Consider the following 24,653-nt stretch of genomic DNA (forward strand, 5'->3'; position numbering starts at 1 on the left):
ATGAAATGGGCTGGTTAGCGACACTATTTATCATTCTCAGTTCAATCTTTGCCGCGTGGGTTGTGCTTGCCATTGGTTTTTTGTGGGAGTTGCGCAAAGAAGCCGTGCGAAGATCGCGGCGAAGCTTGCCTGACTTGGGCACAACAATCGCTGTGTTCAGATTGGGCCTAACTGAACCACGCTATCTGGCTTATCGGCTTACACTTGGTTTGCTGACGGCGTTGCTGCTTTTGTCATCCATCGTGATCGGGATCGCATTCCAATGAAAAATCTGCTCTTTCGTTCACTTTATATGTTTGCTTTTGTCGGGATGCTCACGGCACAAGCTGTTGCGCTTGATTGTCCGGCCAATCGAGCAATTTACCGTTTTGAAGAACAAGGTTTGGCGTTTGAGGTTCGTTTTGTTGAAGCCAACAAATTCGCCAATATCGCATCTGACCTATATCTTCGACTGACCACGCCTAACCAACAATATTGGTTCAATTTCAACGTTTCTAATGGCTATAGCGGCATTACTTTACACCCCGTTTCAAACCCCAATGATGAAGCCGCGCGTCAGGATGGGCCACGAGAACTGCACTTGGATTATGCCGAGGATATCGCCGATGAAATTCTGATTTCGCTTCGATTTTATCCGATGGATGAGAACTTGCACTTTCTGCATGAACCGCCTGTATCCATCTCATCCGCGCCAGCCTTTATTGCAATGCCGGAAATTGGCCTATCGCTTTGGTACAATGCCCACCTGTTGACTGAAGCTTCCGAGCTGGACCGAGATCCAATGCCTCGCGGCATATTTCGTTTAACAGAGTGCAGCAACGCGCCTTTGCCCAAAGCCTACCCTTATTAAGTCAGGCCCAGCCGCGACGCATGCAATGCTGCCTCCGCGCGCGAGGAAATACCGAGCTTGCGATAAACGGACTTGATGTGTGTCGCGATCGTTGTTTCGGCAAGCCCCAATGCGATGGCCACGTCGCTATTCCGCAGCCCCTTGGCAATTAGCTTCAAGACCTCAGTTTCGCGGGCAGACAGGCTTTCACTAGAACTGACCACAGGGCCCGTGCGTTGAAAATGCTGCATAATTCGAAGCGCAATTGCGGGTGAAAGGGCTGGAACCCCATCTTGCAGCTGGCGCAATTGTTTGGTGATTTGCGTGTCTGGCTGGGCTTTCAACAGGTATCCCTGTGCGCCAGCAGAAAGCGCTGCCACAATTTGCGAATCCTCCCCGATGACCGTGCTGACCACACACATCAGATCTGGTTGTTTCTTCTTTGCGTAGCGGATCACATCAAGGCCAGAGCCATCGGGCAAGCCCAAATCGACCAACGCCATTTGCCATGGTTTTTCGTCTATTGCACGACGCGCCTGTTGCACATTGCCGACGGATTGCACGTAAGCATTTGTGTATGCCTCGGCTACAATTGCGCCCAACCTTGTCCTCGCTTCGGGCAAGTCTTCAACGATAAGAAGTGACGTTATCTCCATCATTCACTTTCCAAGTTCAGCGGCAAGCTCACCTCAATTGTGGTGCCGACTGTGCTTTCGGCAAATGCAAACATGCCGCCCAATTGCTCCGCGCGCAATTTGATATTTGCAATGCCATGCCCACCGCTTTCAAAGTCTGCAATGCCGACCCCATTGTCGGCGACAGTTAAATTGAGTTTGTATTTGGTTTGCACCAGCGAAACGTCCACATTTTTTGCTTTTGAGTGTCGGATGACATTGCTTAGCGCTTCGCGCAAAATGGAACGCAAATTGTGCGCAGGCTTGGCATTCAGATAGGTGTCGTCATCGATATCCGCGCGCCAATGCAAACTGATGTTTTGATCCTCTAACCGCTCAGCACTTTCAAAGCGCAACTGCGCCCACATTTGCGAAAGATTGATGCCATCGCCCTGCGCGTTTAACACAATATCTTTCAAATCGGTGATTGTATCCGCGATCAGTTCGTCTTTGCGCCCGGGGTTTGCGATATGCAGCGTTCTAAGCAATTGCGCCCCAATATTGTCATGCAAATCTTGCGCGATACGCGTGCGCTCTTCACGCACCCCTTGGGCAAACGCCTGCTGGCTTTGCAACGCATTTTTCATAAGCGCCACCATATCACCTGCCTGGTTCAATTGCCTCGGCCCAAACAGGCTTTTTCCCAGATTGGCAAATCTAAGTTCTAGCGCATCTAATCCTTCAATGGCAGGGATGCGCAATGCTAAGCCATTATCTACAATTTCAATTTTTGCGTATTCCGCTGCCTCTTGCGTTGAAGTTTCAAGTGGTTGGAATTGCTGTTCCATCAATTTTCGCCATGCATCATTTTGCTCGGCTTGGCTGCGCATATTCGCCACATCGATAATTTGGCGAAATTCGAGTTGTGAAATGGAATGGCGTTTGAACAGCACACCGCTTAGCCAGTTGCGCAGCGGTAAATAGAGAAGGCCAATCAAGAGCAACGCAATGCCAAAAGCGGGCAAGCGATCAATTGAAAGGATATATAATAGAAAAATGTCGACCAAGAGTAATGCCAATACGCCGACAAAATAGCTCAGCAGCCGAAATGCCCAGACATCGATATTAAACAAACGATATCGCCCGATGCCAACCGCAAGCCCTAAGAAAACCGGCACGAAAACGAGCAATGTATAGGCATACGGGATCAAAACGTCTTCACCCAGTATAATGGGTAAAACGCTCACCAATATGTAGAATACGATGCCCAGAAAAAAGGAAAATGCGATCCAATAAAGGATCATGCGGGCTATGGGGTCTTTGCGCGCTTTTATTGCCTGCCCCACCAAAAGTGGAACACTGGTGGCATAGAGCAGCGCTAGGTAGCCATATAATAAAGGCGATGGCACCATGTTGAGCTGATAGGCTAGCCAAACCACCAAAGTTGCACCCCAAACGCTTGCGATCATAAAATTATTGGCTAGCTTTTTGGGATAAACCGCCAGGAGGCTGGCAAAGGCAACGGCAAACAGCAATGTGCTGGCCGAATTCACTTTGGACAGATAATCGTAGAGACCAACATCAATTGCCAGCTCTCTGTTGCCATAGATCGCACTTGAGAGAATTGATCCTAAAAATCCAAGACAACAGACCGCGAAAAAGTGGGCACTGTTTTCACTCAGTCGAAACGCCAACACCCATCCCCCAAGCAACGAACCAAAAGTTGCAATCAAAACTTGAATCCAAAATTCGATGGGCAAATCTGAGATCGGGCGTTGATCAGTGGCTGAAATTGTGAGGCGCTTCACTTCGGCATCGGGCGGCGCAATGGTGGCAAAAAACGTCTCTTGCTTGATGATCGCAACAAATGCGGCCTGATTACGTTTGAACGCTTGCCATTGCTCGAACGTCGGCAATGTATCTGGCTCTTCAAGAATATCTTTTGGCGTGATGCGTTGCTCTGGCAAATTCTTCGCGCCCAACGATATGATTTTGCTGCCCGCCTCCACTTCACGGAACGGCCCGTAGGTCGCAACAGATTTGGCGATGACGGCATTGCCTGTGCCAGAGGCTAACTGTATGCCTAGCCATGGGGTGTTTAGTGTCGCGAACAAAGTCGCTGCAATGCACATCATTGTGAAAGCCACCACCGCAGCAAACGTGAAGAAAGGCGTACGAACATAGGCCAACATTGTTGGCAAGTGATGTTCACTTTGTTCCGTTGCTGCCAAGTGTTCCCTTACCCCAAACGGGGTATCCCCATTCCACCACGAAAAATCTAGCATTTGCGCCTGAATGCGCTGCCCCAAGCGTCGTGTCGCTGCCAATTTGGTTGATTAATTAAGCAGCATAAATGAGGAAAAATAAATGAAAAAAACAAATATCATCATAATCTTAGGTAGTTTGGTTGCTGCGTTTGGCCTAAGCGATGCACTCAAAGCAAATGAATTTCCCAGAGCCAGCATTGCTGACGTCCCCAACGGGGTGGCGAGCACCTTTGTTGGTGCTTGGTCTACCCATCACCCCGCTGGCGATGGGCACGCCAGCGTTGGTCCCGCAACCTGTGAAAACCCCGTTCGCATTGAAAGCCATGATGAAGCTTCCATCATCTACAAGCCGGTCATCGGTGAGCAAGTTGATTTTGCCCTTTCAGCCTTTATGGATCGCACAGTTTGGATGCCTGAATTGGGCGAAAGCACATTGGCCGTTTGGACCACTGAGGATGAATTTTTCGCCTATCAAGTTGACATACGGACCGGCAAAGCAAAGTGGGAAACGCCACTGGTTTATCGCCGTTGCGGCACGGAGTAAGTTGGATGCGAAAAGGATTGATCGCGCTGCTCGCCCTTACTGTCCAAATTGCAATAGCGCCTGTCGCCCCCCTTGCGAATGATCAGCTATATGTGCAGCTGAAAGCTGCCAGCCTAATAGACCAGGGCGATTGCACACCGTTTTATTTTACCCAACGACACACCCTAGATGAGGTGATGGACGAAACCCTTGATGCGCTCCCCATCAGTCAAGATTATGCTGCTGGTAAAATCGACCGTGCACAGTTCGATGCTTTTACAAAAGAACTCAACATAAAAGCTGCAAGCTTGGCCGATACAGCGGGATGTGAAGGCGAAGCATCCCTTGAGTTGATCAACCAGGCACGCGGCTACGCATGGCAACGGGCGTTACGCAATCTCTTTATTGCGCAGATCTTATTCAATTTACCTGACGGTCACCCCGCGAAAATTGAGCTTGAGATCATTGAAATAAATGCATTAGGCGCTTTGAAGAGCGTGATCGAGAGCCAATATGGCGACCGCGCAGAGGAAATCAGTCAGTTTTCCGTGCAGCAAGCGCAACAATATTTGTATTTTTTGTATGAAGAAGATCCAGACATTAAAGGCCGTTATCGGTTGGCAGCCACGACACCTGAATTTAAAGATGCAAATGTTGAAAACAGCTTCAATGCAACACTTATCGCGCATAAATTTGCTGATGCAGCCACGCTAGAATGGTCAATGGCGCAGGCCGGCTTCTTCGCGCGTGTGGTGAAAACCGCTTCAGGTCAAGATGGCGCGGTGCTGATCCCCACAGCAAAGCGGGCTGAGAGCTGGGAAATTTTGAACAAGACTGGAAATGTTTACGTTCAGACAAGCGAGGGCCATGCGGCCACCACGTACGTCATGGCAAACAGCCCAGATGGCCTCACCCTTTTTCTTTATGGTGCCAACTACAACAAATTGGTTGAAGGTCGCGCCACGATTTTACTTAAAGATGGACAAAGCTTTTCGGGAAAATATCGCGATTGCAAAGCCTTCAACATGACTTGCTTTGATTTCGACTTGCCCGCCAAACAAGACGTTTCAGCCTTACATTATCGCGAATTTGGTCGACTTTGGCTGTCCACCAAAAATGCTGAAAATGAATTGAAACTTCCCGATTATATGCTGGGGAAAATTTTCGGACTTCAAGGCCGATGAGCAATTGGAGCGCTGAGATAACTCAGCGCTCTTTTTTGTTTAGTTAGTTGCGTTCGCTGTTTCTAAGATAAGTGTTTTGAGCATATCGCTTAGCCCCGTCTCGCACTTCTTATCCACCACCGGAAAGATGAACCGTTCAATAGAGACACGCTGCTTGTTTTTATGTTCAAACTGAATGGCAACTGTGGCTGTTTCATATTGATTGTAATATTTGAACCGCTGCTCCAAGATACTATTGCCATGAATAAGGCAAAGCTCCATCGCCGCACTGTTCATAAATTTCACATTGGCCATTTGCTCAACATTGCCCAGCGCATAAACCAACTGCAATTCACCCCATTGGTCACCCTCTTCCACATAACGCAATGTTGCGCCAACTCCACTTGGGGTTTTCGGCGTAAGGTTATCCTGCGCAACACTCAACGGCATTGAAATGCATTGCTGGTCATCATTGAGGGCAAAATCAACTTCATGAAACCGAGACCACTTTACATCATTTGAAAGGCCTTCAGGCCTTGTGGCTGGCGTAAAGTCCCACCGGATTCGAATTTTGCCGATCTTTTGCGCTTTAAGCTGGTCCCAACTGTTATTGACCAGATTTTCGCACAAGGACTCCAGCTTTCTGGCAAAGAAATCGGCGGGTATCGGCCCGAAATTCTCTGGCTGGAAATCTGGTTTCCCCTTAACCAACAGCTTGACTTCACCTGTATCTTTGATGGTTTGGATCAGATATTCATCAACAATAAAATGACTACCATCTCCTAACGGTATAGCTTCCTCCGCCCATGCACTTTGCACCGCAAACAAGGTGGAAAGACAAACACCCAAAAAAACTGCATATGGTTTGAACCACAACATCATTTTCTATCCTTTCGTTTTCAAGAAGATAGAAAATTCCAAGTCGCCTCACCCTCCCCTAAACATGGTAGGTAGCTTGGAAGCATTTGCGGAGAAAACTTGTATTCTGAATAAAAAATTGCGTGGTGCTATCAACTAGCAATTGACCTGCCAATGTTCGCTTAATGTCACAACAATCCCAAAAGCGGACATTGGGACTCGCTCAGCAACTCCAGTTTGGCAAGCAGGGCTGTCAGCAATCATGATTGATGTTCATGTCGTCCCCCGCTAGCAATCCATTCGCCGAGATAAATCCGCTCAAAAGCAAAGACCACGGCGATGGCCACCCACGCGATGATCACAATGGTGGGGTCGCTGCCCGCTTTGGTTATGCTAAACGCGGCAAGCACGACGGCATCAAAAACCAGCGCGGCGATCAGGATATAGGGGGAAGCGCCGATCTCTTTTCGGCGATTGCGGAACACGCCCCAATGCACCAGCATATCCATCACCAGATAGAAAAAGGCGCCGAGCGACGCGATACGGCTCAGGTCGAAAAAAATCGCGAGGAATGAGGCAATAACGACGGTGTAAATCAATGTGTGGCGCTGGATTGTGCCACTCATGCCGAAATGGCTGTGCGGGATCATCTTCATATCGGTGAGCATGGCCAACATGCGCGACACTGCAAAAATGCTGGCAATGACGCCCGACGCCGTCGCAATCGCAGCCAATAGGATGGTGAGCGTAAAGCCAATTTGCCCCAAGGCAGGCTCAGCAGCTTCTGCCAACGCATAGTCTTTGGCCGCGATGATCTGGTCAATGGGCAGGCTGGCGTTCACGCCGAAGGCCACCAGCAAATAGGTGGCGGTGCAAATCAGGATCGAAATCACGATGGCGCGACCCACGTTCTTGTGTGGGTTTTCGACTTCAGCGCCGCTATTGGTGATGGTGGTAAAGCCTTTAAAGGCGAGAATGCCAAATGCGATTGAGGCGACAAAGCCGAACCCATCGACATTTGAAGAAGCGGTTTGGGCCATCGAGAAATCAAAGCCGCTGGCCCAAAGCGCCGCACCACCAAATAAGCCGATACCAGCGATTTTAAACACAGCCATCACAATGGAAATCATCCCGATGGAGCGGTTGCCTGCAATATTGACAATAAAGGCGAAAAATATAACGCCAACTGCCAGAATGGGCACCAATATGCCGCCGGATATATCAAAGAACCGCAACACATAGGTGGCAAAGGTGCGCGCCACCAAGCTTTCTGCGATCACCATGCTCAAGGCCATGAGCAAGGCTGCTCCCGCCGCAACGGCGCCCGCGCCATAGCATTTTTGCAAGATCATCGCGATGCCTCCTGCGGAAGGCCAGGCGTTCGACATTTTGATGTAGCTATAGGCGCTGAACAGGGTGACAATTGCGCCAATGATGAAGGAGAGCGGGAATAGGTTGCCCGCGAGTTCGGCCATCTGCCCGGTGAGGGCAAAGATGCCTGCCCCGATCATAACGCCAGTGCCCATGGCAACCGTGCCGCTCAGGGAAATTGAGTTGGCTTTATAATCACCTTGTTTTCGGTCGCTTTCCATATCTCCCCCTTCGTCCACCTTTGTAGATCACATATTATGTGCTTTGTACTCAACGCCGTTGGCCACCTGTAGTTCACGAATATATTTAACGATGGCGGCAATGTGCAATTGCGTCATATCTGGTTGCGGCGGCATGTTGCCAAAGTTCCAGTGATGTTGTGGCACCCCATTTTGCGCCGCACTTAAAAACGCGCCATCGCCGTGATGGCCCGGATTGTAGATATCGTGCACCAATGGTGGCCCGCTATCGCTGCCGCCTGCGTTTTCACCATGGCAGCTGGCGCAGTTGGCTTTAAAGATCTCTTCGCCCTTTGTTGCCAAGGGGGAAAGCTCTGTTGCGTTGACCGCGACGCGCCCTGACATATTTTGAGTGTCAGGGTAGTTCGTTGCGGTGAGCATGTTATATCCCACCCCGATGAACCCAAGGATTACAAATCCCAATAAAACATACTTCAATGCTGCATCCTTCCCCCGCAAATCTAGTTTGCGCCTAGGTTACAACCTTCCAGTGCTGGAAGGTCAAGAGAGAAGTGACGCACTGCGGCAATTTAACTTCGGCAAACAAACACTGGTTGATTGACCTTCCCCCTGCTGGAACCTACATCTTCCGTCTAGAAGTCAACCAACGCCTAAATTTGGACTTTTTATCTGGGCAGAAGAACAGCATGAACAAGAATGTCCTGATCATCTCCGCGCTGGCCTTTGTGGCGCTAATGGCTTTCATTTTTGTGCAGAGCAACACGCCTGCACCGACGCGTGCGCCGATGGTTTCAGTAACGCCTATTGAGGTGAATGGGCAGACGGCGCTTGGAAAAGCAAAGTTTGATGATAATTGTGCCAGTTGCCACGGCGAAAATGCAACTGGACTTGAAGGGCTTGGGCCGCCGCTTGTGCATAAGATTTATGAGCCTTCCCATCATGCAGACATTGCGTTTATGCTGGCCGCACGAAATGGTGTTCGTGCTCATCACTGGCCGTTTGGCAACATGCCAGCTGTCGACATTGAGGAAAGCGATATGCAGGCGATAATTGCCTATATCCGAAAACTGCAGGTGGCAAACGGGATTGATTAAAACGACTTGTCATAAACTCAGTGTGCATAATGTGACGTTTTTGGCGCTCGCATTTGTGCTCGCCATTGCGACAGCATTGCCTGTTAATGGTGCGACGTTGGTTTTTGGCGATCACGGACACGAGGTGGTGGCGCAAGATACACATGCCCATGGGGCCACGACTGGCTATGAAATGGGTTGTGATGATCAAGCAAGCGTACATTGCGGCGTTAAAATTGCTATCAGCGGTTGGCATTTACCGACTGGTTTTGTGGCCATCGCCCATAGTTATGCTCAGAGCAATTTGCAGATGCTTTTGGCGCGGTCGATCGCTCAGGAGATACCTCCCCCCCGACTCTAAATGTTGAGCCCAAACCGCTTTTCAAAAATTTAGAGGACGATCATGAATAAAATTGAACTTACAATCGGCGCTGTGTTTTCATTGGCAATCACCGGGGCTGCGCTGGCCCACGGGGGTGCAACCGGTGTTGTTAAAGAACGTATGGACGGCATGATGGCGATGGGGAATGCCGTTAAATCCCTATCGTCGATGATGCGTGGTGATGTCGATTATGATGCTGATGTGGTCAAAACCAATGCGCAAACCATTCAGCAACATGCGGGTGAAGCGCTGACCGAACTGTTTCCCGAAGGAAGTGATGGTGCGCCTTCAGAAGCGAAGCCTGAAATCTGGTCCGATGGGTCGGAGTTTGAAGTTCTTGCGAAACAGCTCGAAACCTATGCCGTTGCTTTGGAAGCCGCGGCGCCGAATGGGCTGATGATGCAAGGCCAGAACAATAGTGGCATGATGGACAGCTCAGATATGATGAGTGGTTCGGGTATGATGGATAGCTCGGACATGATGGGCAGTGCGGATGGCATGATGGGCGGTACGCAAATGATGGACACCGAAGAGCTGGCCAATATGCCCGCCGATGGCGTGTTCAATATGCTGGCGCAAACCTGTGCCAGTTGTCATGGCAAATTTCGCATCGAGAAAAAGTAATGGTGAAAAGGCTTATTGTGCTTTTAATGGGCGCAACAGCGATTGCTGTTGCGTCCACCATTGCCCTTGTGTTTTGGCCCATTGGCAATCCACCTGAACTGAAACAACTTGAAGGCAATGCCAAACGCGGCGCCTATTTGGCTAGAATGTCGGGCTGTATCGCTTGCCATACGGATGGCGAAAATGGCGGTGCGCCCTTGGCTGGCGGCGTGAAGCTAGCCACGAATTTTGGCACCTTTTACTCGCCCAATCTCACCCAATCTGCCGAACATGGCATGGGCGATTGGACAATTGATGAGTTTGCCAAAGCGGTGCGGCAAGGCATCTCTCCAGAAGGGGAACCCTATTACCCATCATTTCCATATCCGTTTTATGCCAAGATGCCGGATCAGGACATTGCCGATTTATGGGCGGCATTTCAAACCGTGCCTGCCGTGGACGAACCGTCTGTGCCGCACGCAATGAAGTTTCCGTTTAACTTCCGGCCGGGACTGAAATTGTGGCGCGCGGCGTTTGTGGACTTTTCTCCTTTTGAGCCGGATGAGAACCATTCGGATGCTTGGAACCGCGGCAAATATATCGTGAAAGGGCCCGCCCATTGCGGCGCATGCCATACCCCACGTAATTTTGCCGGGGCGCGGAAGGCGAGCTTTGAATTACAAGGTGCGAACAAACTTCCAACGGGCGGCAAAACACCTGCCATTCATGCATCTGCCCTTATGGATAAGGGCTGGACCCACAGTGCGCTTGCTTATGCGTTAAAAAGTGGCGTGAAGCCAGATGGCGACGTGTTCGGCGGTAGCATGGTTGAAGTGGTGCGTGACGGCACATCATTTCTCGCACCGAAAGACCTTGAGGCCATTTCGATTTATTTGCTGGGAGAGACCAATGTTGCAGACCAGTAGACGAGATGCGCTAAAGCTATTAGGCGGCGGCGCGGCGGCATTGGTGATGCCGTCGATGAGCCTGGCAGAAGAGCGGGACGGAACCACCTTCAAGCTGGTAGCACAGCCGGTGCAGCACAAATTGCACCCCGCCTCTGATGCCCAAGAATCCACATTGTGGAGCTACAATGGACAGGTGACGGCGCCAACCTTGCGCATCAAGCAAGGGGAGCAGGTGACCATTGAATTCACCAACGCCTTGCCGGAACCAACATCCATTCACTGGCATGGATTGCGGATTGCTAATGAAATGGATGGTGTGTCTGGATTAACGCAAGACCCTGTGCCGCCCGGTGAGAGCTTCACCTATGAATTTGTGGCCCCTGATGCCGGCACCTATTGGTATCACGCGCACCACAAAAGCTGGGAACAAGTGGCCCGCGGCCTTTATGGCGGCTTGATTGTTGAACCCGCGGACGGCACCGTTTTGCCGGACGCGCAAGATCATCTTTTGATTATTGATGATTGGCGATTGGACGGCGAAGGCAAGTTTGACGCAGCGAGTTTAGGTGCGCCTATGGACTGGAGCCATGGGGGGCGCCTGGGCAATTGGCTGACGGTGAACGGCCAAAGCCTGCCAAATATCTCACTGCCCAAGAATGCACCAAATCGATTGCGGCTGATCAATGCCAGCAATTCGCGCATCTTGGACATTGATCCCGCACGATTTGGGGGCAAAATCCTTACGTTTGATGGGCAGGCCCTGCCCGATGCCCCGATGGAGCTTGGCTATACTCCTTTATTGCTTGGTCCTGCCCAACGTGTGGATCTACTGGTGGAGCCAGAAGAGGATTTTGTGCTTGAGGAATTGTCACAAGAGCCATTTGCGTTTTGCTCGTTTGAGGTGGATACGTCAGAGCAAAAAGTAGCTGACTTTGCGGTGCCGACGCCAAACAAGCTGCCCATGCCAGCGGCAGAAGATCGGTTCAAGTTTGACTTGCGCATGACCGGCGGGGCGATGGGGCAACTTGATAATATCTATTATCAGGGTGAAAAGCTGGACCGCAGTGGCTTTCAACGCACCAAGCAGTTTTGGGCATTCAATAATGTCGCCAACCTGGCTGAGGAGCCGCTGTTCAGGGTGAAGAAAGGGCAGACTGTGGAGTTGAATGTCTCCAACATCACCGCCTTTATGCACGCGATGCATGTGCATGGACATCACTTCCTGATCGAAGATCGTGATGGGCGCGGCGTTGAGCAAAGTCCATTGTGGCGTGATACGTTCTTGGTGGGGGCAGAGCAATCAACGCGCATTGCGTTTGTGGCAGACAACCCGGGTAAATGGCTGTTCCATTGCCATATGCTTGAGCATGCGGCATCGGGCATGAATACCTGGTTTGAAGTGACGGCTTGAAACTGATGTACATGTTTGGACTGGAAATGGCGCTTCGTCGCGGTTAGATTGTGTTTATGATCCGGATTTTCACCCTATTGGTCGCAGCCACATTGTTGTTGGGCCAGCTCGGCATGGCCAGCAATGCAGCGCAAGGCAAAAGCTTTGCGCTGGTCGATGTTTATGTGCAATCGGTGGAGAATGTGCATGGCTGCTGTGATGATAATTCGGCCACATTGGGTGCAACAGATTGTGCCAGCGAGTGTGTACACGCCATCCTAAGTGGTGTTGCACTTGTGATGCCTCCAAAGCTGGAGCGCGCATCCGAAACATTCATCTTGCCGATGCGGGCCATCCAGGAATGGCCCAACGGACCACCCCCCATATTTCACCACATCTAATTCACCTTTTGATGTTGGACTGCCAGCGTCCGCGCGCATGGCTTATTGTTATATGTGGTAAAAATGAACTCATCTTATTTCTCGCTGGAACGGCGACATATGCTGAAAGGCGCAGGCGCTTTTGCGCTTACTGGCGTGTTGGCTGGTTGCACAACGACGGCCAGCGATGCCCCTGATTTATCTGCGGCGAAAGCGCTCTATGGGCCTTTGCCGAAAGAGCGTTTTCCGATCGCAGCCCTGCCGGTGGAAAAAATCGACCCGCAGTATTATCGTCAAACTGTGCGCTATCGCACCAAAGAACCTGTGGGCACGATCATCGTCGATACGTCGTCGTTTTTCCTCTATCTGGTGCAGCCGGACAACAAAGCGATACGGTATGGCGTTGGCCTGGGTCGCGCCGGCTTTTCTTGGTCGGGCAGCGCCATGGTGCAATGGAAACGCAAATGGCCGACCTGGACACCGCCTGCTGAAATGATCAAACGGGAGCCGCATCTGGAAAAATATAGCCATGAAAATGGCGGTATGCAGCCGGGGTTGAAAAATCCGCTGGGTGCCCGTGCACTTTACATTTTTAAGGATGGACGGGACACGCTTTATCGGCTGCACGGCACACCCGAATATTGGAGCATTGGCAAAGCGGTCTCCAGCGGCTGCGTAAGGCTATTTAATCACGATATTATCGATCTCTATCAGCGGGTCCCGAATAAGACCCCCATAGTGGTGATGTAAAATGAAAAACTTGAATAAATGGACACTCGGCGCGGTGGCCGCGCTGATTTTAGCAGGTGGATATTGGGGGTATGCCCAATATGCAGCGCCACAGGCAGAGGCACAAACGGGCCTTCTTCCTTATAAAAACACACAAGTGGTGGCGAAAGGCGAGGAAATATATGCCGCCAATTGTGCCGCATGCCATCGTGACAATCTTGAAGGCGAAGTCAAATGCCCGCATGCCGGCGCCGCCGCATGATGAGACGGGCCACACTTGGCATCATTGTAATGAGTTGCTGTTCAACCTGAACAAATATGGGATCGCACGGCTAATCAACAATCCAGACTATCAAACAGATTTGCCGGTTTATGAGGAGGTGCTGAGCGACGATCAAATCATCGCGGTTTTGGCTTATATTAAATCCACTTGGCCAGAAGAAATTCAGCAGCGTCACGACCAAATGAACGCTGGTGGCACTTAGAGGGGCGCCTATCCTCACGCGGAGGCGCTTCAATGTGCCTCCGCGGCACTCTGATGTGCGCTCGCTCGTTGGTTGCGCCTGGGTCATATAAAGACGAATAGACCTGTGCGCTATCTCAGCGTTTATTTCGGAGACGCCACGTCGATATCCGAAAGTGTCCAGATTTATGCTGAGAACAGCAGGGTCGGTCTCCAAAATCGACCCCTTCCGCATTTCAAGTCTCGACTACGTCGCCAGTGTAAAAAAATCCACAAAGCGGACGTTCAACGCATTTCGCTTCCAATACTAGAAAGCGATCAAAAACGGACATACCGCAACCAGAGTCTTGACGAGCTTTGGCGGCCCGCGGATCGAGAATGGATTCCAAAAAATTTGCAATTGTCATTCAGCTAACGCGCATTGTCCTTTAATCCATTTGGAAAAGGTCTCTATCCGCCGATCTCCGCGGCGTTTGTTAGGCCATGTAAAATAATATGCTTCTTCGCATTTCATGCGTCCCTGAACAGGTACAATCAGGTCGCCACGTAAAATTTCATTTCGAACTAAGAAATCGGGAATAAGAGCGAAGCCGATACCATTCACGGCAGCTTGTATCACGTGGGCATAGTGCTCGAAACGTGGACCAGATTTAATTTTGTTGGTTGGCAACTCAAAATACTGACACCATGTTTGCCAAAGCGTGGGACGAGTTGTGTGATGTACCAACGGAAAGTCGAGTATATCAGCAATACTCTTTGGTTGTGTTTGGCCAATCAATGTTGGTGAGCAGACAGGAATGACGTGTTCTGGCATTAGAAATTGAAGCTTTGCGCCGGGCCATTCCGGATTGCCAAAATGAATGGCCATATCGATGTCTTCTTGATCGAAATTGAATGGGCGTATCTTGGACACCAAATTCAGGTCCAAACCGGGGTGTTCAGTAATAAAATTATTCAATTTTGGAACAAGCCAGCGTGATCCAAAGGTGGGCGGCACAGCAACAGTGAGCAGTCCAATAGACTGGTTGTGAGACAAAAATCGTGCTGTTGAAGCCTCGATTTCACTCAAAATCTGGGACATGTCTTTGCCGTAGTTTTCGGCTGCGGGCTCTAAAAATAGACGTTTACGCTCTCGCCTAAAAAGGCTTTGCCCCAGTTGGCTTTCGAGCACCTGAATGCGGCGACTTACTGCGCTTTGTGTCATGTTTAATTCTTCGGCGGCAAGCGTAATGCTGCCCAATCGATACACAGCTTCGAAGCAAACAAGCGAATTCATTGAAGGTAATGTACGGCGCATCTTTTCTTTATATTCCATTTTGGAATGATATTGCGCGATTAACTCGTTTTACACAAGCGCTGAGCTGTCCCTAACTTGTTTCCGTCAATTCGAATTGGATTGGCCGAGCAATGCACGAAAAGTGAAAACACTGTCTGCATTGGCATTGGGGAGGAAAAACGATGAAAAGATATGTATTGCCGTTAGCGGCGGCCTTGTTGAGCTCAAGCTCTTTAACCGCATTCGCTCAAGGGGAAAAAGTACCCCCGGTTGATTTTTTGACCTGGCCAGCAGCCAAATATCAACATTATTACGAAACAAGTAGCTACATTGCCGAAGGGTGGCGAGAACTCGGACTGGAAGTCAATCTCAACCCTGAACCATTTCCAAATCCAATGTTGGGTAAGTGGTTCTCTGAGCATGATTTTGACGTGGTAATGTCAGTTCTGTCTGGCGCTCCTTATCGTATGGAGCCAGATTTTTTCACAAATGCACAATTCAACTCTGCACATTCGGCACCAGGCGATTGGAATGTAGGTGAGTTTGCTGATGAGCGTGTAGATGAACTCGGCAAAAAACAACTTGCCATTTATGATGCAGACGCTCGGCGTGACGTTGTTCTTGAATTACAAGAAGTGCTTTATGACCTGCAACCTGAAGCTGTCATAGGCTCGGCGATTTCCACTACAGCAATAAATGCAGATAACCTAGAGATACCTGGTTATGTCCCTGCCCCGGATGGATTGCGATCAATTTGGAACCAGTTGGAAATGGTTTCTTTAACCGGTCAAGCGGTGAAGATGGGCCAGACCATTGACCAAGCCTCTTTTAACCCATTGGCAGCAAACATTGCTGAAGATTTCAACAATCTCAGCCTTATATACGATCGATTGATCGAGCTGGGGCCTGATGGCAAGCCACGCAATCGGTTGGCCAGCAACATAATAGTGGTCGATGAGACAACAATTGATGTCACCTTGCGTGAAGGCCATACATTTTCAGATGGTGAACCTTTGACCGCCGAAGATGTTAAGTTCTCATTTGACTATTTCAAAGAATGGGAAGCGGCATACTACAAGAAATATCTTGAGCGTCTGGATGAAGTGATCATTCAAGATGACGGTACAATCCGCTTTAAACTCACCGAGGCGTATGCACCATTTATCCTGCATACACTTGGGCAAGTGTTTATCGTGCCGGAGCATGTTTGGGGCAGCGTGATTGAAGATACGGGTATTTCAAAACCACAAGAGTTCCGCAACACAAATCCGGTTGGCAGCGGCCCATATTCGCTGAATTATTGGAAAGAGGGCCAAGAAATTTATTTCACGCGGCGTGCGGATCACTTTATGAAGCCGAAATCGGACTTATTGTTTGTGATTTTTGGTTCTGCAGAAGTTGTTGGCGCAGCGCTTAAAAAAGGTGACATTGATGTTTCATTACAACCATTGGTGCCAACCGTTGTGGATGAATTTGAAGCGCAGGAAAACTTAAAAATCTTCCGCACCTATCCAAATGGCTACATGTCTGCCCGGTACAAGGCTTCTGGTGAAATATTCAAACACAAAGCTTTGAGGCAAGCAGCTACAGCTGCCATTCCTTACGAAAAGATCGTTGATGAAGTTTTAGGCGGCGACGCGACGAGAAGTGCAAGTTCCATCGTGCCGATCAATGCATTTTGGCACAATGATAGCTTGCCATTGCCGGAATATGACATCGAAAAAGCAAAGCAAATCCTTGTCGATGCCGGATTTACTTGGGACGAAAATGGCGCCCTGCATTTTCCAGAATAGTAAGTTAGGCGTGTAGCGATCAATGTTGTTGGATGTACAAGATCTCGCCAAGCATTATGTGCTTGGCGAGGGGTTTTCAAATTTATTCGGACTTTCTAATCCCCAAAAAATTCGCGCGGTGGACGGTGTGAGTTTGCGGCTGCAGCCAGGCGAAGTTCTTGGGCTAGTTGGTGAAAGCGGGTGCGGAAAGTCCACCCTTGCACGGATACTTGTTGGCCTTGAACTACCAAGTAGCGGTGCCCTGCTCTTCAACGGCAACGATATTGCAGAAGATATTAAGTCCAATCGAAAGCAGTTTCATCAGAAGGTGCAGATGGTCTTTCAAGACCCCTATGGGTCGCTAAACCCTCAGCACACAATAGAAGAAATTGTTACCCGACCACTGATCTACCAGCAATTGGGTTTAAGCAAAGCAGAGCTGAAAGACCGCGCAATCGACGCATTAAACGATGCTGAGATGATGCCAGCGAAGCGTTACTTAAACAAATTTCCACACGAATTAAGCGGGGGCCAACGTCAACGCGTTTGTATCGCACGCGCACTTGTGCTCCAGCCAGAATTGATTGTCGCTGATGAGCCCATCTCGATGCTAGATGTGTCGATCAAATGGAGCATCGTCCGCCTGCTTAAACGCTTGGTCAAAGAGCGCAACATTGGCCTGATTTACATCACACACGACCTTAGCTCCGTACCCGCGATTTGCGACAAGCTTGCCATCATGTATTTGGGTCGAGTGGTGGAAAGTGGTCTTTGTGACGACATTTTCAAACAGGCCACCCACCCTTATACGCAGGCATTGCTTGCGGCGAGCCCGAACCCGAACCCTGACGTTAAGCGGGGCCGGCCAAACATTTCCGGCGCCATTCCAAATGCCTCCAACATCCCAACAGGATGCCGGTTCCATCCACGCTGCCCTAACGCTCAGCCGCAATGTGCAACGGAGCAGCCCGCAGAACGCCATAGAGGTTATCACCGAGCTGAGTGTCATTTTGCATTCGATGTGAAAATAGAGAGGACGAAGCGTGCGTAGATTTTTAGTCAAACGCCTGTGGCATGCCGCACTGACTTTGTTTGTGATGATTACGGGCATGTTTTTCATGTTTCGGTTGTTGCCTGGCGATCCAACCGCGACGGTGATTAGCCCGGCACTTTATCCAAAAGCCCAAGCGGCGCTGAAGGCACAGTTTGGTTTAGACCAACCACTTTGGATGCAATATTTTATCTATCTCAAAAACCTGACGGTATTTGATTTCGGCGTTTCCTTTCATACTTTGCGGCCGGTTGCAGGCGAAATTGGCAACCGCATGGTCAATACGCTGGTGTTGATTTTACCCTCGATGATATTTGCCTATTTCCTTGGGGCACTGGTGGGCGCCTATATGGCTTGGCGACGTGGCAGCAAAGCGGAAGGGCTGCTTGTATTGTTGGCCACGGCGTTGCAATCAACACCCGTGTTCTGGCTGGGCATGCTCGCAATTCTATTCTTCTCATTGAAGTTGGATTTGTTTCCGGTGGGGCATATTGTAAGTCCGGGCAAGTTTCCGCAGGCGACATGGCAGATGTATTTCTCTCTCGATTTTCTGCATCATTTGGCGCTGCCCTTTATGGTCAATGTGGCCTACCAATTCTGCTTTCCGTTCCTCTTGATGCGGTCAACAATGCTCTCCACCATCGGAGAGGATTATATCGAGCTTGCGCGCATGAAAGGCGTGCCAGAAAATAAGATTTTATATCACCACGCCATGCGCAATTCACTGCTACCGTTAGCCACAACACTCCCTATGATTTTGGGCTGGGCGGTGGCCGGCTCTGTGGTGATTGAAACGGTGTTTTCTTGGCCGGGCCTTGGGTTGCTGATGGTCGAAGCAGTTGGGCGTTCTGACTATCCGGTGGTGCAAGCCTCTTTCCTACTCATTGCGGTTCTAACTGTTGGCGGCACATTGCTTGCAGACCTTATGTACGGCCTGCTTGATCCGCGCATCAGTTACAAATAGGAGCCAGTTATGCTGAGAACATTTCTCAATTTCTTCTCAATTGTCTGGCGGTCTTATGCGGGCAAGATCAGCCTCATCGTTTTCACCATTTGCATGTCGTTGGCGGTGCTTGGACCGATTGCAGCGCCTTACGGACCAACTGAGCGCGTTTACGATGCAGCGGGCAATCTGGTTCGCCTTGCGCCACCTAGTTGGGATCATTGGCTGGGCACAACTTTGTTGGGCAGAGATGTTTGGAGCCAGATGCTGTGGGGTGCCCGGCCAGCGCTTACCATAGGTCTTTTGACCGCGTTGGGCACTGTTGTAATTGGCGTCAATGTTGGGCTTTTGGCTGGTTATCTTGGCGGCGCGGTCGATAGTTTTTTAATGCGATTAACCGACATTTTTCTAGGCCTACCCTTCTTACCCTTCATTATCGTGTTGCTCTCATTAACCGGACAAAATATCTGGACCATAATTCTGGCGATGATGGCTGTCATGTGGCGCTCCACTGCAAGGATCGTGCGGGCGGAGGTTCTTTCGCTGCGAGAGCGGCAATTCATTGCGGCTGCCCGCACCACAGGTGCAAGCGATTTTGACATCATTTATCGGGAGATCGCGCCCAACGTAATGCCATTCGCACTCGTCGGCATCACCTTTGCGTTGGCATGGGCGATTATCACCGAGGCAAGCATTGGCTTCCTTGGATTTGGCGATCCCAATGTCGTGAGTTGGGGGTCAATCATTTATGATGCCTATGCCAGCCAAATGATGTATCGGGCGCCATGGTGGGTCGTACCGCCTGGCATCGCAATCATGATCCTAGTTACATCAGTTTATTTCATGGGCCGTGCCTATGAAGAAGTCGTCAATCCACGCATTAAGCAAGCAGGTTAGGACGGCACGATGGCTAACAATCAAAAAGAGATTTTGCTCGAAATCAAGAATCTTGATGCCCACTATAACGTTGATGGACAGCCCGTCTCTGCGCTTCAGGACGTCAACTTTTCGATCCAGAAAGGCGAGCGTGTCGGATTGGTGGGTGAAAGCGGATGTGGCAAATCCACTTTGCTCAAGGCAATCATGGGCGTTTTGGCACCCAACGCTCAAATTACCCGGGGCGCAATCAAGCTTCATGAAGGTGACCTGCTGCAAGCAAGCCCAGAACAACGCCGCCAGTCGCGTTGGAATGATATCGCCATGATCACACAGAGTGCGTTAAATGCACTTAATCCGGTTCATAAAATCGGCGATCAAATTATCGAAGCGATTCAGTCGCACCGTGACGTTGATAGGCAACAGGCGCGCACCCGAGCAACTGAGCTATTTGAGCTGGTTGGCGTTCCGCCGCAGCGATTGGATGATTTTCCGCATCAATTTTCTGGCGGCATGCGGCAACGCGCTGTGATTGCCATGGCATTGGCCCTTTCGCCTGAAATCGTGCTCGCTGATGAACCCACGACAGCACTAGATGTGATCGTTCAGGATCAAATTTTTGAACGATTGGATTTGTTGCAAAAAGAACAAGCTTTTTCGATGATTTTGGTGACGCACGATTTGGCGCTCGTCGTGGAGAGCTGTTCCCGCATTATCGTCATGTATGCCGGTATGATTGTTGAAACGGGGCCAACACACGAGGTCGTCCGTCGGCCATTTCATCCATACACCGCTGGCTTGCGGTATGCGATCCCAGATCCGTCAACAAAATACGAACCCATTTCAATTCCGGGTGCTCCGCCAGACTTATCACAGCAAATCAACGGCTGCCGTTTTGCACCGCGCTGCCCTCTAGCGACATCTAAATGTGAGCTTGAAATGCCGCCGCTGGTTTCCAGTTTGGCAAGCGATGCCGCCCGCCAAACACGATGTCACCACGCAGATCAAATGGATCAATCGCGCGATAGATTTCACGACCAATCATTCTGGCAAACCGCCAAAACCACATCATAAATTGGAGAATATTATGCACTATTTTGCTTATGGCACCTTACTGGTGGAAGAAAGCATGCGCTCTGTTTGCCCTAGCGCCACGAACAAAGGTTATATGCGGCTGGATGGCTACGAAATGGCATTCGGCAATTGTTCAAAGCCAGGCCTCGCCGGCTGCACATTGGTGCCCAAAACTGGCGCTGTGACATATGGCATCCAATATGAACTATCCGAAGAGGATATGGCAAAGCTGGACAACGCCGCGGAAGTGCCTGATGAGCAATGGGTTCACCTGCCCATCACGCTTGTAGACAAATCAGGAAATGAAGTGCCCTCTTCAACCTATATTATTCCCGGCAATCCGGAAAAGTGGGCGCCTACCCCGAAATATGTCACGCCTATACTAAAGGGTTTGGAAACTTGTGACTTTCCTGCAGCTTACAAAGACTTTCTGCGTAAATTGGTCGACAGCGCTATGAAGCAGCCTAATCCAACAACGCCAGGATGAGTATAAGAGCCTTTGGGCACGCGTAACCATGGGATAATGAGTAGGCAACCCCAAAGGCTCACTTTAAATCGGATGCTGGGAGGGATTTTCTTTTCGACAGGCACAGCATCCCAGAAGCAAACAATGGATGCAGTTAATTTGATTTCTTCAAAGCGAACCTTCGTCAATGACTAGTTTAGATATGTATTAAGTGCTGCAATGCGAACTATAGCGGCGATTTACAATGACCGCTTGCTGCTCATCAAATTCGCATATTTTGAAATATGGCAGGCCTCCAAAACTTTATGTACATCATTTAGCTGAGAATGCATTTAGATATACTCGCATAATAACCAATATAAAAACACCTGCCGGATGATAGACATCAATTGTTTTAGCGACAATTCTTGCCTACTAAGTATTTATTGATGGTTCAGTCAGATAATCGCAATTTGAAATGGCAAATACGTCCCTAATAAAATTACCAATTGAATGGATATCTGTAGAGTTTATTGAGGGACCACAATTCATCCATGGCCCCTACTCAATTCAAAGATAATTCTAAACAGTAATTTAGAAATCAAAGCGGACTAATTGTGCTCGAGCGTGCTCCGCTTGCCTTTCCAACAGCATCACGAACTTCTCAGTCTAATGCTTACTTGAAGCATCTACTGCTTCAAGTGGACGGAAACACCACACACATCTTGTGGCTGATTTCGGAATGAATTCACGGCAAAAATGACAATATTTAGGTGGGTTACGAAACCGCATTCTGACCTCCATATGCGAAAATCTTGGAATAGCCAAGACGATACAAATGCATAGCCCGAGGCGGTGCGCGATAATCAGTATCGCTCTACCACCTCGGGAGGAGAAAGTGTTTTGATCTGAACCCAATAGAGGTTTATTTGTCGTACAATTGCTATCATACTTCTAATCTAGCTCACGATTTTCTTTTATCAAGTTTACAACATGTAATAAAATTGCGGCATAATTACACACTTTGTCGGCAAGAATGATCAAATTCAAATGACCGATTTCCGCACACCCAACTACGAACAAAAATTACCTTGAATATTTCGTCATTCGGCACAAAATATATATCCTTCAAATCGCGCTTTGGATCTTATGACTCTGCTATTTTTAAGTTTTTCCGTATTTGCAATTTTTGCACTGGCTTTAATGTTAGTGCAATTCTTGTGGGCGGAAAACAAATCAGCGTCGAGCATGCCAGAGAATGGAGCAATAGGGAGTTATGACAATCCTGTTATACTCGTGGAGTTTTTGGATGTTTCAGGATCGAAACAACGAGAACTAGTTGAGATTACAGGATGGCATAAAACGGAACGAAAGAAGCAAGAGCAAACTCAGACTTTATTGATCGCCTCTGTGGTAGGTGAACGAAAAACCAAGGTCTTTAATAAGAAAGATATTTTACGCGCATACTTGGAACCCAGTAGCGTCGAAATATTGGATCTGGAAGCATTTTTGCAAAGAAATGCACGCCGAATTTCTGAAACAAGTCAGGAGTTCTCGATAATAAAATTTCTAGCTCATCCCGATTAAACTTATTCCCTATTTCTCTCGCATATTTGCTGCGACAAATCGTCATTTAAGATTACTCAAACTTTGACCGCTTCCATTGCTACCACTACTATCAAAGATATTTATCCGCGCCTCGTCCAGCCTTAACATAGCGGATAAATATCTAGAAACCCGCATGGAAGACTGCCTTCTCCCATGCGGGTTTTGCAATATACAGTTTACATAGGACCATTGGCTACTTAGGCCAATTTCTTTGACATGATGTGAGTTATTGGATAGGCTTGAATTGGTCCAACCAACAATCACCCCCCCCCGATTGTTTGGGAGGATCAACCTAAAACCCGCATGGTCCTCCCACCGGTGCGGGTTTTTCTCATTCTAACATGATAAGAATGTTCATTTTGCGATGGCTTGAACATTGTGTGAAATATCAAAGTCAGACTTTATTATACTACGCTCCGCTGGCGGTTCCGCTACATTCCGCATCTATCTTGATATCATGCAAAAAGTTGAATGCGTTTCCATCCCCCTATGAGCAATCATATATTACTTTTTGTCCTCGCGTCGTCCTGCCCCAAACCTTACCCGCTTAAGGACATGTAAATGCTGCAAACATGCAGACATTTAATGCCCCATTTCCCGCTAATCTAAATTATACTCCTTCACAACAAATGCAACAACTTCAAATCGAATTGAGCGTCCTAGGCGCTTGCCACGGATGCTGGTTGCTACGTACGCCAACCTGAAAACTCACAATAGTTGTTAGCGGCTTGATTTAATTTCAATGAACGAGGCGTTTTAGGGAAATAGTGAGCTGTCTCACCAACATGACTTGGTAAGGTTCACTCCTCACAATCAGTGTCCACAACCAATATTCGCATAGAGGCACCGTCTAAATCTTCGTATTGGTCATTTTTTACCGACCATAAAAAAGTAGCCAAGCCAACTAACCCCAGGCCAATTGATACAGCTATGAGTACCACTAAATTCATTCGGCCACGTCCATAAATGCAGAATAAACGTGCCAGGTCGCATGCCCTAGGATGGGGAAAATAAACACAAGTAAAATGAGCCCAGAAAGCACAGACATCACCAGACCGACAGTTACAAATCCCCCCCAAACCACCATCACAGGGAGGTTTTTCACAGTCATGGAAAAGCTAACCCCCATTGCTGTCAGGGCATCTGTTTTTGTCATCGACAACATGGGAATGGCGAAGACGCTTATGGCAAATGCGAATGATGCAAACATACCACCGACCAACGTTCCTGTGATCAACAACAGCCATCCAGTCGGCGTCGTGAATACATTGATAAACGCATCCATCGCCCCTGGGAAAGGCTTAATCCCGAAGAATAAAGCATAAAGCAAATCAGCTGATCTAAGCCAAAAAAGCACCAGCAAACCAAGCATAAGCCCAGCAAATGCAATCTGGGTTGATGATCTTGGACGAAAACGCACCATGTCGGTGAAAGAAAAGGCTTCTCCCTTGGAGTTTTTGCGGCTTTTTTCATAAAGCCCCATTGCAAAGAACGGGCCTACAATCAAAAAACCTGAGAGCGCAGGTAAACCCAAATATAAGAGATTTGTGAAATACAAAATCGAAATGACACCCCAAGAAATAAGTGTCAAAACAAGACCAAATGCTATGCTAGGAATTGGGTCCGTAATAAAATCGTTCCATCCACTGACCAGCCAGCTTTTTGTCGCGGAGATCGAAAAGTTCTTTGAGTAAGGAGATTGCGGAGCGCTAGGTTTACGTACTTCAGGTAAGGATTCCATCATTCTCTACTCCTCCGCTAACAGACTTTTTTGGATGGTGGTGCATTTTCATTAACAATGCACTTTGGTTGTGCGTTCAACGCGACATAAAGCAGGTGTAGATTGGCTCCAAGA

The 24,653-nt window shown here is 49.0% G+C and carries 28 protein-coding genes; 20 read left to right on the forward strand and 8 right to left on the reverse strand.

Features of this window, described 5'->3' with window-relative positions; all coding sequences use genetic code 11:
* The first annotated feature begins 5 nt into the window (after positions 1-5).
* Entirely contained in the window at positions 6-266 is a 261-nt protein-coding gene (locus tag ATL17_RS12045) for a hypothetical protein (RefSeq protein WP_133573035.1), read from the forward strand.
* Entirely contained in the window at positions 263-850 is a 588-nt protein-coding gene (locus ATL17_RS12050; RefSeq protein WP_133573036.1) for a hypothetical protein, read from the forward strand. Before ATL17_RS12045 ends, ATL17_RS12050 begins: the two co-directional genes overlap by 4 nt.
* Here ATL17_RS12050 and ATL17_RS12055 read toward each other — a convergent pair.
* Together ATL17_RS12055 and ATL17_RS12060 are read right to left on the reverse strand one after the other, a co-directional pair.
* On the reverse strand, positions 847-1,488 hold the full coding sequence (locus ATL17_RS12055) for a LuxR C-terminal-related transcriptional regulator (RefSeq protein ID WP_246028697.1): 642 nt from the start codon (positions 1,486-1,488) through the stop codon (positions 847-849). The genes ATL17_RS12050 and ATL17_RS12055 overlap by 4 nt on opposite strands.
* The gene (locus tag ATL17_RS12060) at positions 1,485-3,674 is read right to left on the reverse strand and encodes a sensor histidine kinase (RefSeq protein WP_166639019.1); all 2,190 of its coding nucleotides are present in this window, start codon (positions 3,672-3,674) and stop codon (positions 1,485-1,487) included. Before ATL17_RS12060 ends, ATL17_RS12055 begins: the two co-directional genes overlap by 4 nt.
* Before the next feature lie 136 nt (positions 3,675-3,810).
* Here ATL17_RS12060 and ATL17_RS12065 point away from each other — a divergent pair, with 136 nt between their 5' ends.
* Positions 3,811-4,254: a hypothetical protein gene (locus ATL17_RS12065; protein WP_133573038.1), complete on the forward strand. Its 444-nt coding sequence runs from the start codon at positions 3,811-3,813 to the stop codon at positions 4,252-4,254.
* 5 nt (positions 4,255-4,259) lie between these two features.
* A complete protein-coding gene (locus tag ATL17_RS12070) occupies positions 4,260-5,417 on the forward strand; it encodes a hypothetical protein (protein ID WP_133573039.1) in 1,158 nt (385 codons plus the stop codon).
* A 39-nt stretch (positions 5,418-5,456) separates the two neighbouring features.
* Here ATL17_RS12070 and ATL17_RS12075 read toward each other — a convergent pair whose 3' ends face one another.
* The 3 genes from ATL17_RS12075 to ATL17_RS12085 all read right to left on the reverse strand — a co-directional run bounded on the left by ATL17_RS12075 (position 5,457) and on the right by ATL17_RS12085 (position 8,245).
* Positions 5,457-6,278, reverse strand: a complete 822-nt coding sequence (locus ATL17_RS12075) for a hypothetical protein (protein WP_133573040.1) — start codon at positions 6,276-6,278, stop codon at positions 5,457-5,459.
* A gap of 236 nt (positions 6,279-6,514) precedes the next feature.
* Complete coding sequence (locus tag ATL17_RS12080) at positions 6,515-7,846, reverse strand: APC family permease (protein ID WP_133573041.1); 1,332 nt, start codon at positions 7,844-7,846, stop codon at positions 6,515-6,517.
* A 27-nt stretch (positions 7,847-7,873) separates the two neighbouring features.
* The gene (locus ATL17_RS12085; RefSeq protein ID WP_133573042.1) at positions 7,874-8,245 is read right to left on the reverse strand and encodes a c-type cytochrome; all 372 of its coding nucleotides are present in this window, start codon (positions 8,243-8,245) and stop codon (positions 7,874-7,876) included.
* Between the two features lie 266 nt (positions 8,246-8,511).
* On the opposite strand from ATL17_RS12085, the gene ATL17_RS12090 reads away from it, so the two are divergent.
* From ATL17_RS12090 to ATL17_RS17020, 9 genes are all read left to right on the forward strand, one after another.
* The gene (locus ATL17_RS12090; protein ID WP_133573043.1) at positions 8,512-8,919 is read left to right on the forward strand and encodes a c-type cytochrome; all 408 of its coding nucleotides are present in this window, start codon (positions 8,512-8,514) and stop codon (positions 8,917-8,919) included.
* Positions 8,912-9,259 (forward strand): hypothetical protein, encoded by a 348-nt coding sequence (locus ATL17_RS12095; protein WP_133573044.1) that lies wholly within the window; start codon positions 8,912-8,914, stop codon positions 9,257-9,259. The genes ATL17_RS12090 and ATL17_RS12095 overlap by 8 nt, the downstream gene beginning before the upstream one ends.
* A 42-nt stretch (positions 9,260-9,301) precedes the next feature.
* Complete coding sequence (locus ATL17_RS12100; RefSeq protein ID WP_133573045.1) at positions 9,302-9,904, forward strand: c-type cytochrome; 603 nt, start codon at positions 9,302-9,304, stop codon at positions 9,902-9,904.
* The gene (locus tag ATL17_RS12105; protein ID WP_246028698.1) at positions 9,904-10,809 is read left to right on the forward strand and encodes a c-type cytochrome; all 906 of its coding nucleotides are present in this window, start codon (positions 9,904-9,906) and stop codon (positions 10,807-10,809) included. Before ATL17_RS12100 ends, ATL17_RS12105 begins: the two co-directional genes overlap by 1 nt.
* Positions 10,793-12,202 carry a multicopper oxidase family protein gene (locus ATL17_RS12110; protein ID WP_133573046.1) on the forward strand — a complete coding sequence of 470 codons (1,410 nt, stop codon included), beginning with the start codon at positions 10,793-10,795 and terminating at the stop codon, positions 12,200-12,202. The genes ATL17_RS12105 and ATL17_RS12110 overlap by 17 nt, the downstream gene beginning before the upstream one ends.
* A gap of 56 nt (positions 12,203-12,258) precedes the next feature.
* Positions 12,259-12,582: a hypothetical protein gene (locus ATL17_RS12115; RefSeq protein ID WP_133573047.1), complete on the forward strand. Its 324-nt coding sequence runs from the start codon at positions 12,259-12,261 to the stop codon at positions 12,580-12,582.
* 63 nt (positions 12,583-12,645) lie between these two features.
* A complete protein-coding gene (locus ATL17_RS12120; RefSeq protein WP_133573048.1) occupies positions 12,646-13,311 on the forward strand; it encodes a L,D-transpeptidase in 666 nt (221 codons plus the stop codon).
* Position 13,312: 1 nt separating this feature from the next.
* Positions 13,313-13,552, forward strand: coding sequence for a c-type cytochrome (locus ATL17_RS17015; RefSeq protein ID WP_208111193.1), 240 nt, complete (start codon positions 13,313-13,315; stop codon positions 13,550-13,552).
* Entirely contained in the window at positions 13,533-13,775 is a 243-nt protein-coding gene (locus tag ATL17_RS17020) for a cytochrome c family protein (RefSeq protein ID WP_208111194.1), read from the forward strand. The genes ATL17_RS17015 and ATL17_RS17020 overlap by 20 nt, the downstream gene beginning before the upstream one ends.
* Positions 13,776-14,156: 381 nt before the next feature.
* Here ATL17_RS17020 and ATL17_RS12130 read toward each other — a convergent pair whose 3' ends face one another.
* A complete protein-coding gene (locus ATL17_RS12130) occupies positions 14,157-15,068 on the reverse strand; it encodes a LysR substrate-binding domain-containing protein (RefSeq protein WP_133573049.1) in 912 nt (303 codons plus the stop codon).
* A gap of 143 nt (positions 15,069-15,211) precedes the next feature.
* On the opposite strand from ATL17_RS12130, the gene ATL17_RS12135 reads away from it, so the two are divergent.
* The 7 genes from ATL17_RS12135 to ATL17_RS12165 all read left to right on the forward strand — a co-directional run bounded on the left by ATL17_RS12135 (position 15,212) and on the right by ATL17_RS12165 (position 22,777).
* Positions 15,212-16,822 (forward strand): ABC transporter substrate-binding protein, encoded by a 1,611-nt coding sequence (locus ATL17_RS12135; RefSeq protein WP_133573050.1) that lies wholly within the window; start codon positions 15,212-15,214, stop codon positions 16,820-16,822.
* A 22-nt stretch (positions 16,823-16,844) separates the two neighbouring features.
* Positions 16,845-17,852, forward strand: coding sequence for an oligopeptide/dipeptide ABC transporter ATP-binding protein (locus ATL17_RS12140; RefSeq protein ID WP_133573051.1), 1,008 nt, complete (start codon positions 16,845-16,847; stop codon positions 17,850-17,852).
* A complete protein-coding gene (locus ATL17_RS12145) occupies positions 17,845-18,816 on the forward strand; it encodes an ABC transporter permease (protein WP_133573052.1) in 972 nt (323 codons plus the stop codon). Before ATL17_RS12140 ends, ATL17_RS12145 begins: the two co-directional genes overlap by 8 nt.
* Before the next feature lie 9 nt (positions 18,817-18,825).
* Complete coding sequence (locus ATL17_RS12150) at positions 18,826-19,692, forward strand: ABC transporter permease (protein WP_133573053.1); 867 nt, start codon at positions 18,826-18,828, stop codon at positions 19,690-19,692.
* A 9-nt stretch (positions 19,693-19,701) separates the two neighbouring features.
* Positions 19,702-20,745 carry an ABC transporter ATP-binding protein gene (locus tag ATL17_RS12155; RefSeq protein ID WP_133573054.1) on the forward strand — a complete coding sequence of 348 codons (1,044 nt, stop codon included), beginning with the start codon at positions 19,702-19,704 and terminating at the stop codon, positions 20,743-20,745.
* 13 nt (positions 20,746-20,758) lie between these two features.
* The gene (locus ATL17_RS12160; RefSeq protein WP_166639020.1) at positions 20,759-21,232 is read left to right on the forward strand and encodes a gamma-glutamylcyclotransferase family protein; all 474 of its coding nucleotides are present in this window, start codon (positions 20,759-20,761) and stop codon (positions 21,230-21,232) included.
* A gap of 1,107 nt (positions 21,233-22,339) precedes the next feature.
* A complete protein-coding gene (locus ATL17_RS12165; protein ID WP_133573056.1) occupies positions 22,340-22,777 on the forward strand; it encodes a hypothetical protein in 438 nt (145 codons plus the stop codon).
* 821 nt (positions 22,778-23,598) lie between these two features.
* Here ATL17_RS12165 and ccoS read toward each other — a convergent pair.
* Both ccoS and ATL17_RS12175 read right to left on the reverse strand, forming a co-directional pair.
* Positions 23,599-23,748: a cbb3-type cytochrome oxidase assembly protein CcoS gene (ccoS, locus tag ATL17_RS12170; protein ID WP_133573057.1), complete on the reverse strand. Its 150-nt coding sequence runs from the start codon at positions 23,746-23,748 to the stop codon at positions 23,599-23,601.
* Positions 23,745-24,542, reverse strand: a complete 798-nt coding sequence (locus ATL17_RS12175; RefSeq protein ID WP_208111195.1) for a DUF2189 domain-containing protein — start codon at positions 24,540-24,542, stop codon at positions 23,745-23,747. Before ATL17_RS12175 ends, ccoS begins: the two co-directional genes overlap by 4 nt.
* Positions 24,543-24,653: the final 111 nt, after the last annotated feature.

The organism is Maritalea mobilis (assembly GCF_004363175.1).
In the GTDB taxonomy this organism is placed as follows: Bacteria; Pseudomonadota; Alphaproteobacteria; order Rhizobiales; family Devosiaceae; genus Maritalea; species Maritalea mobilis.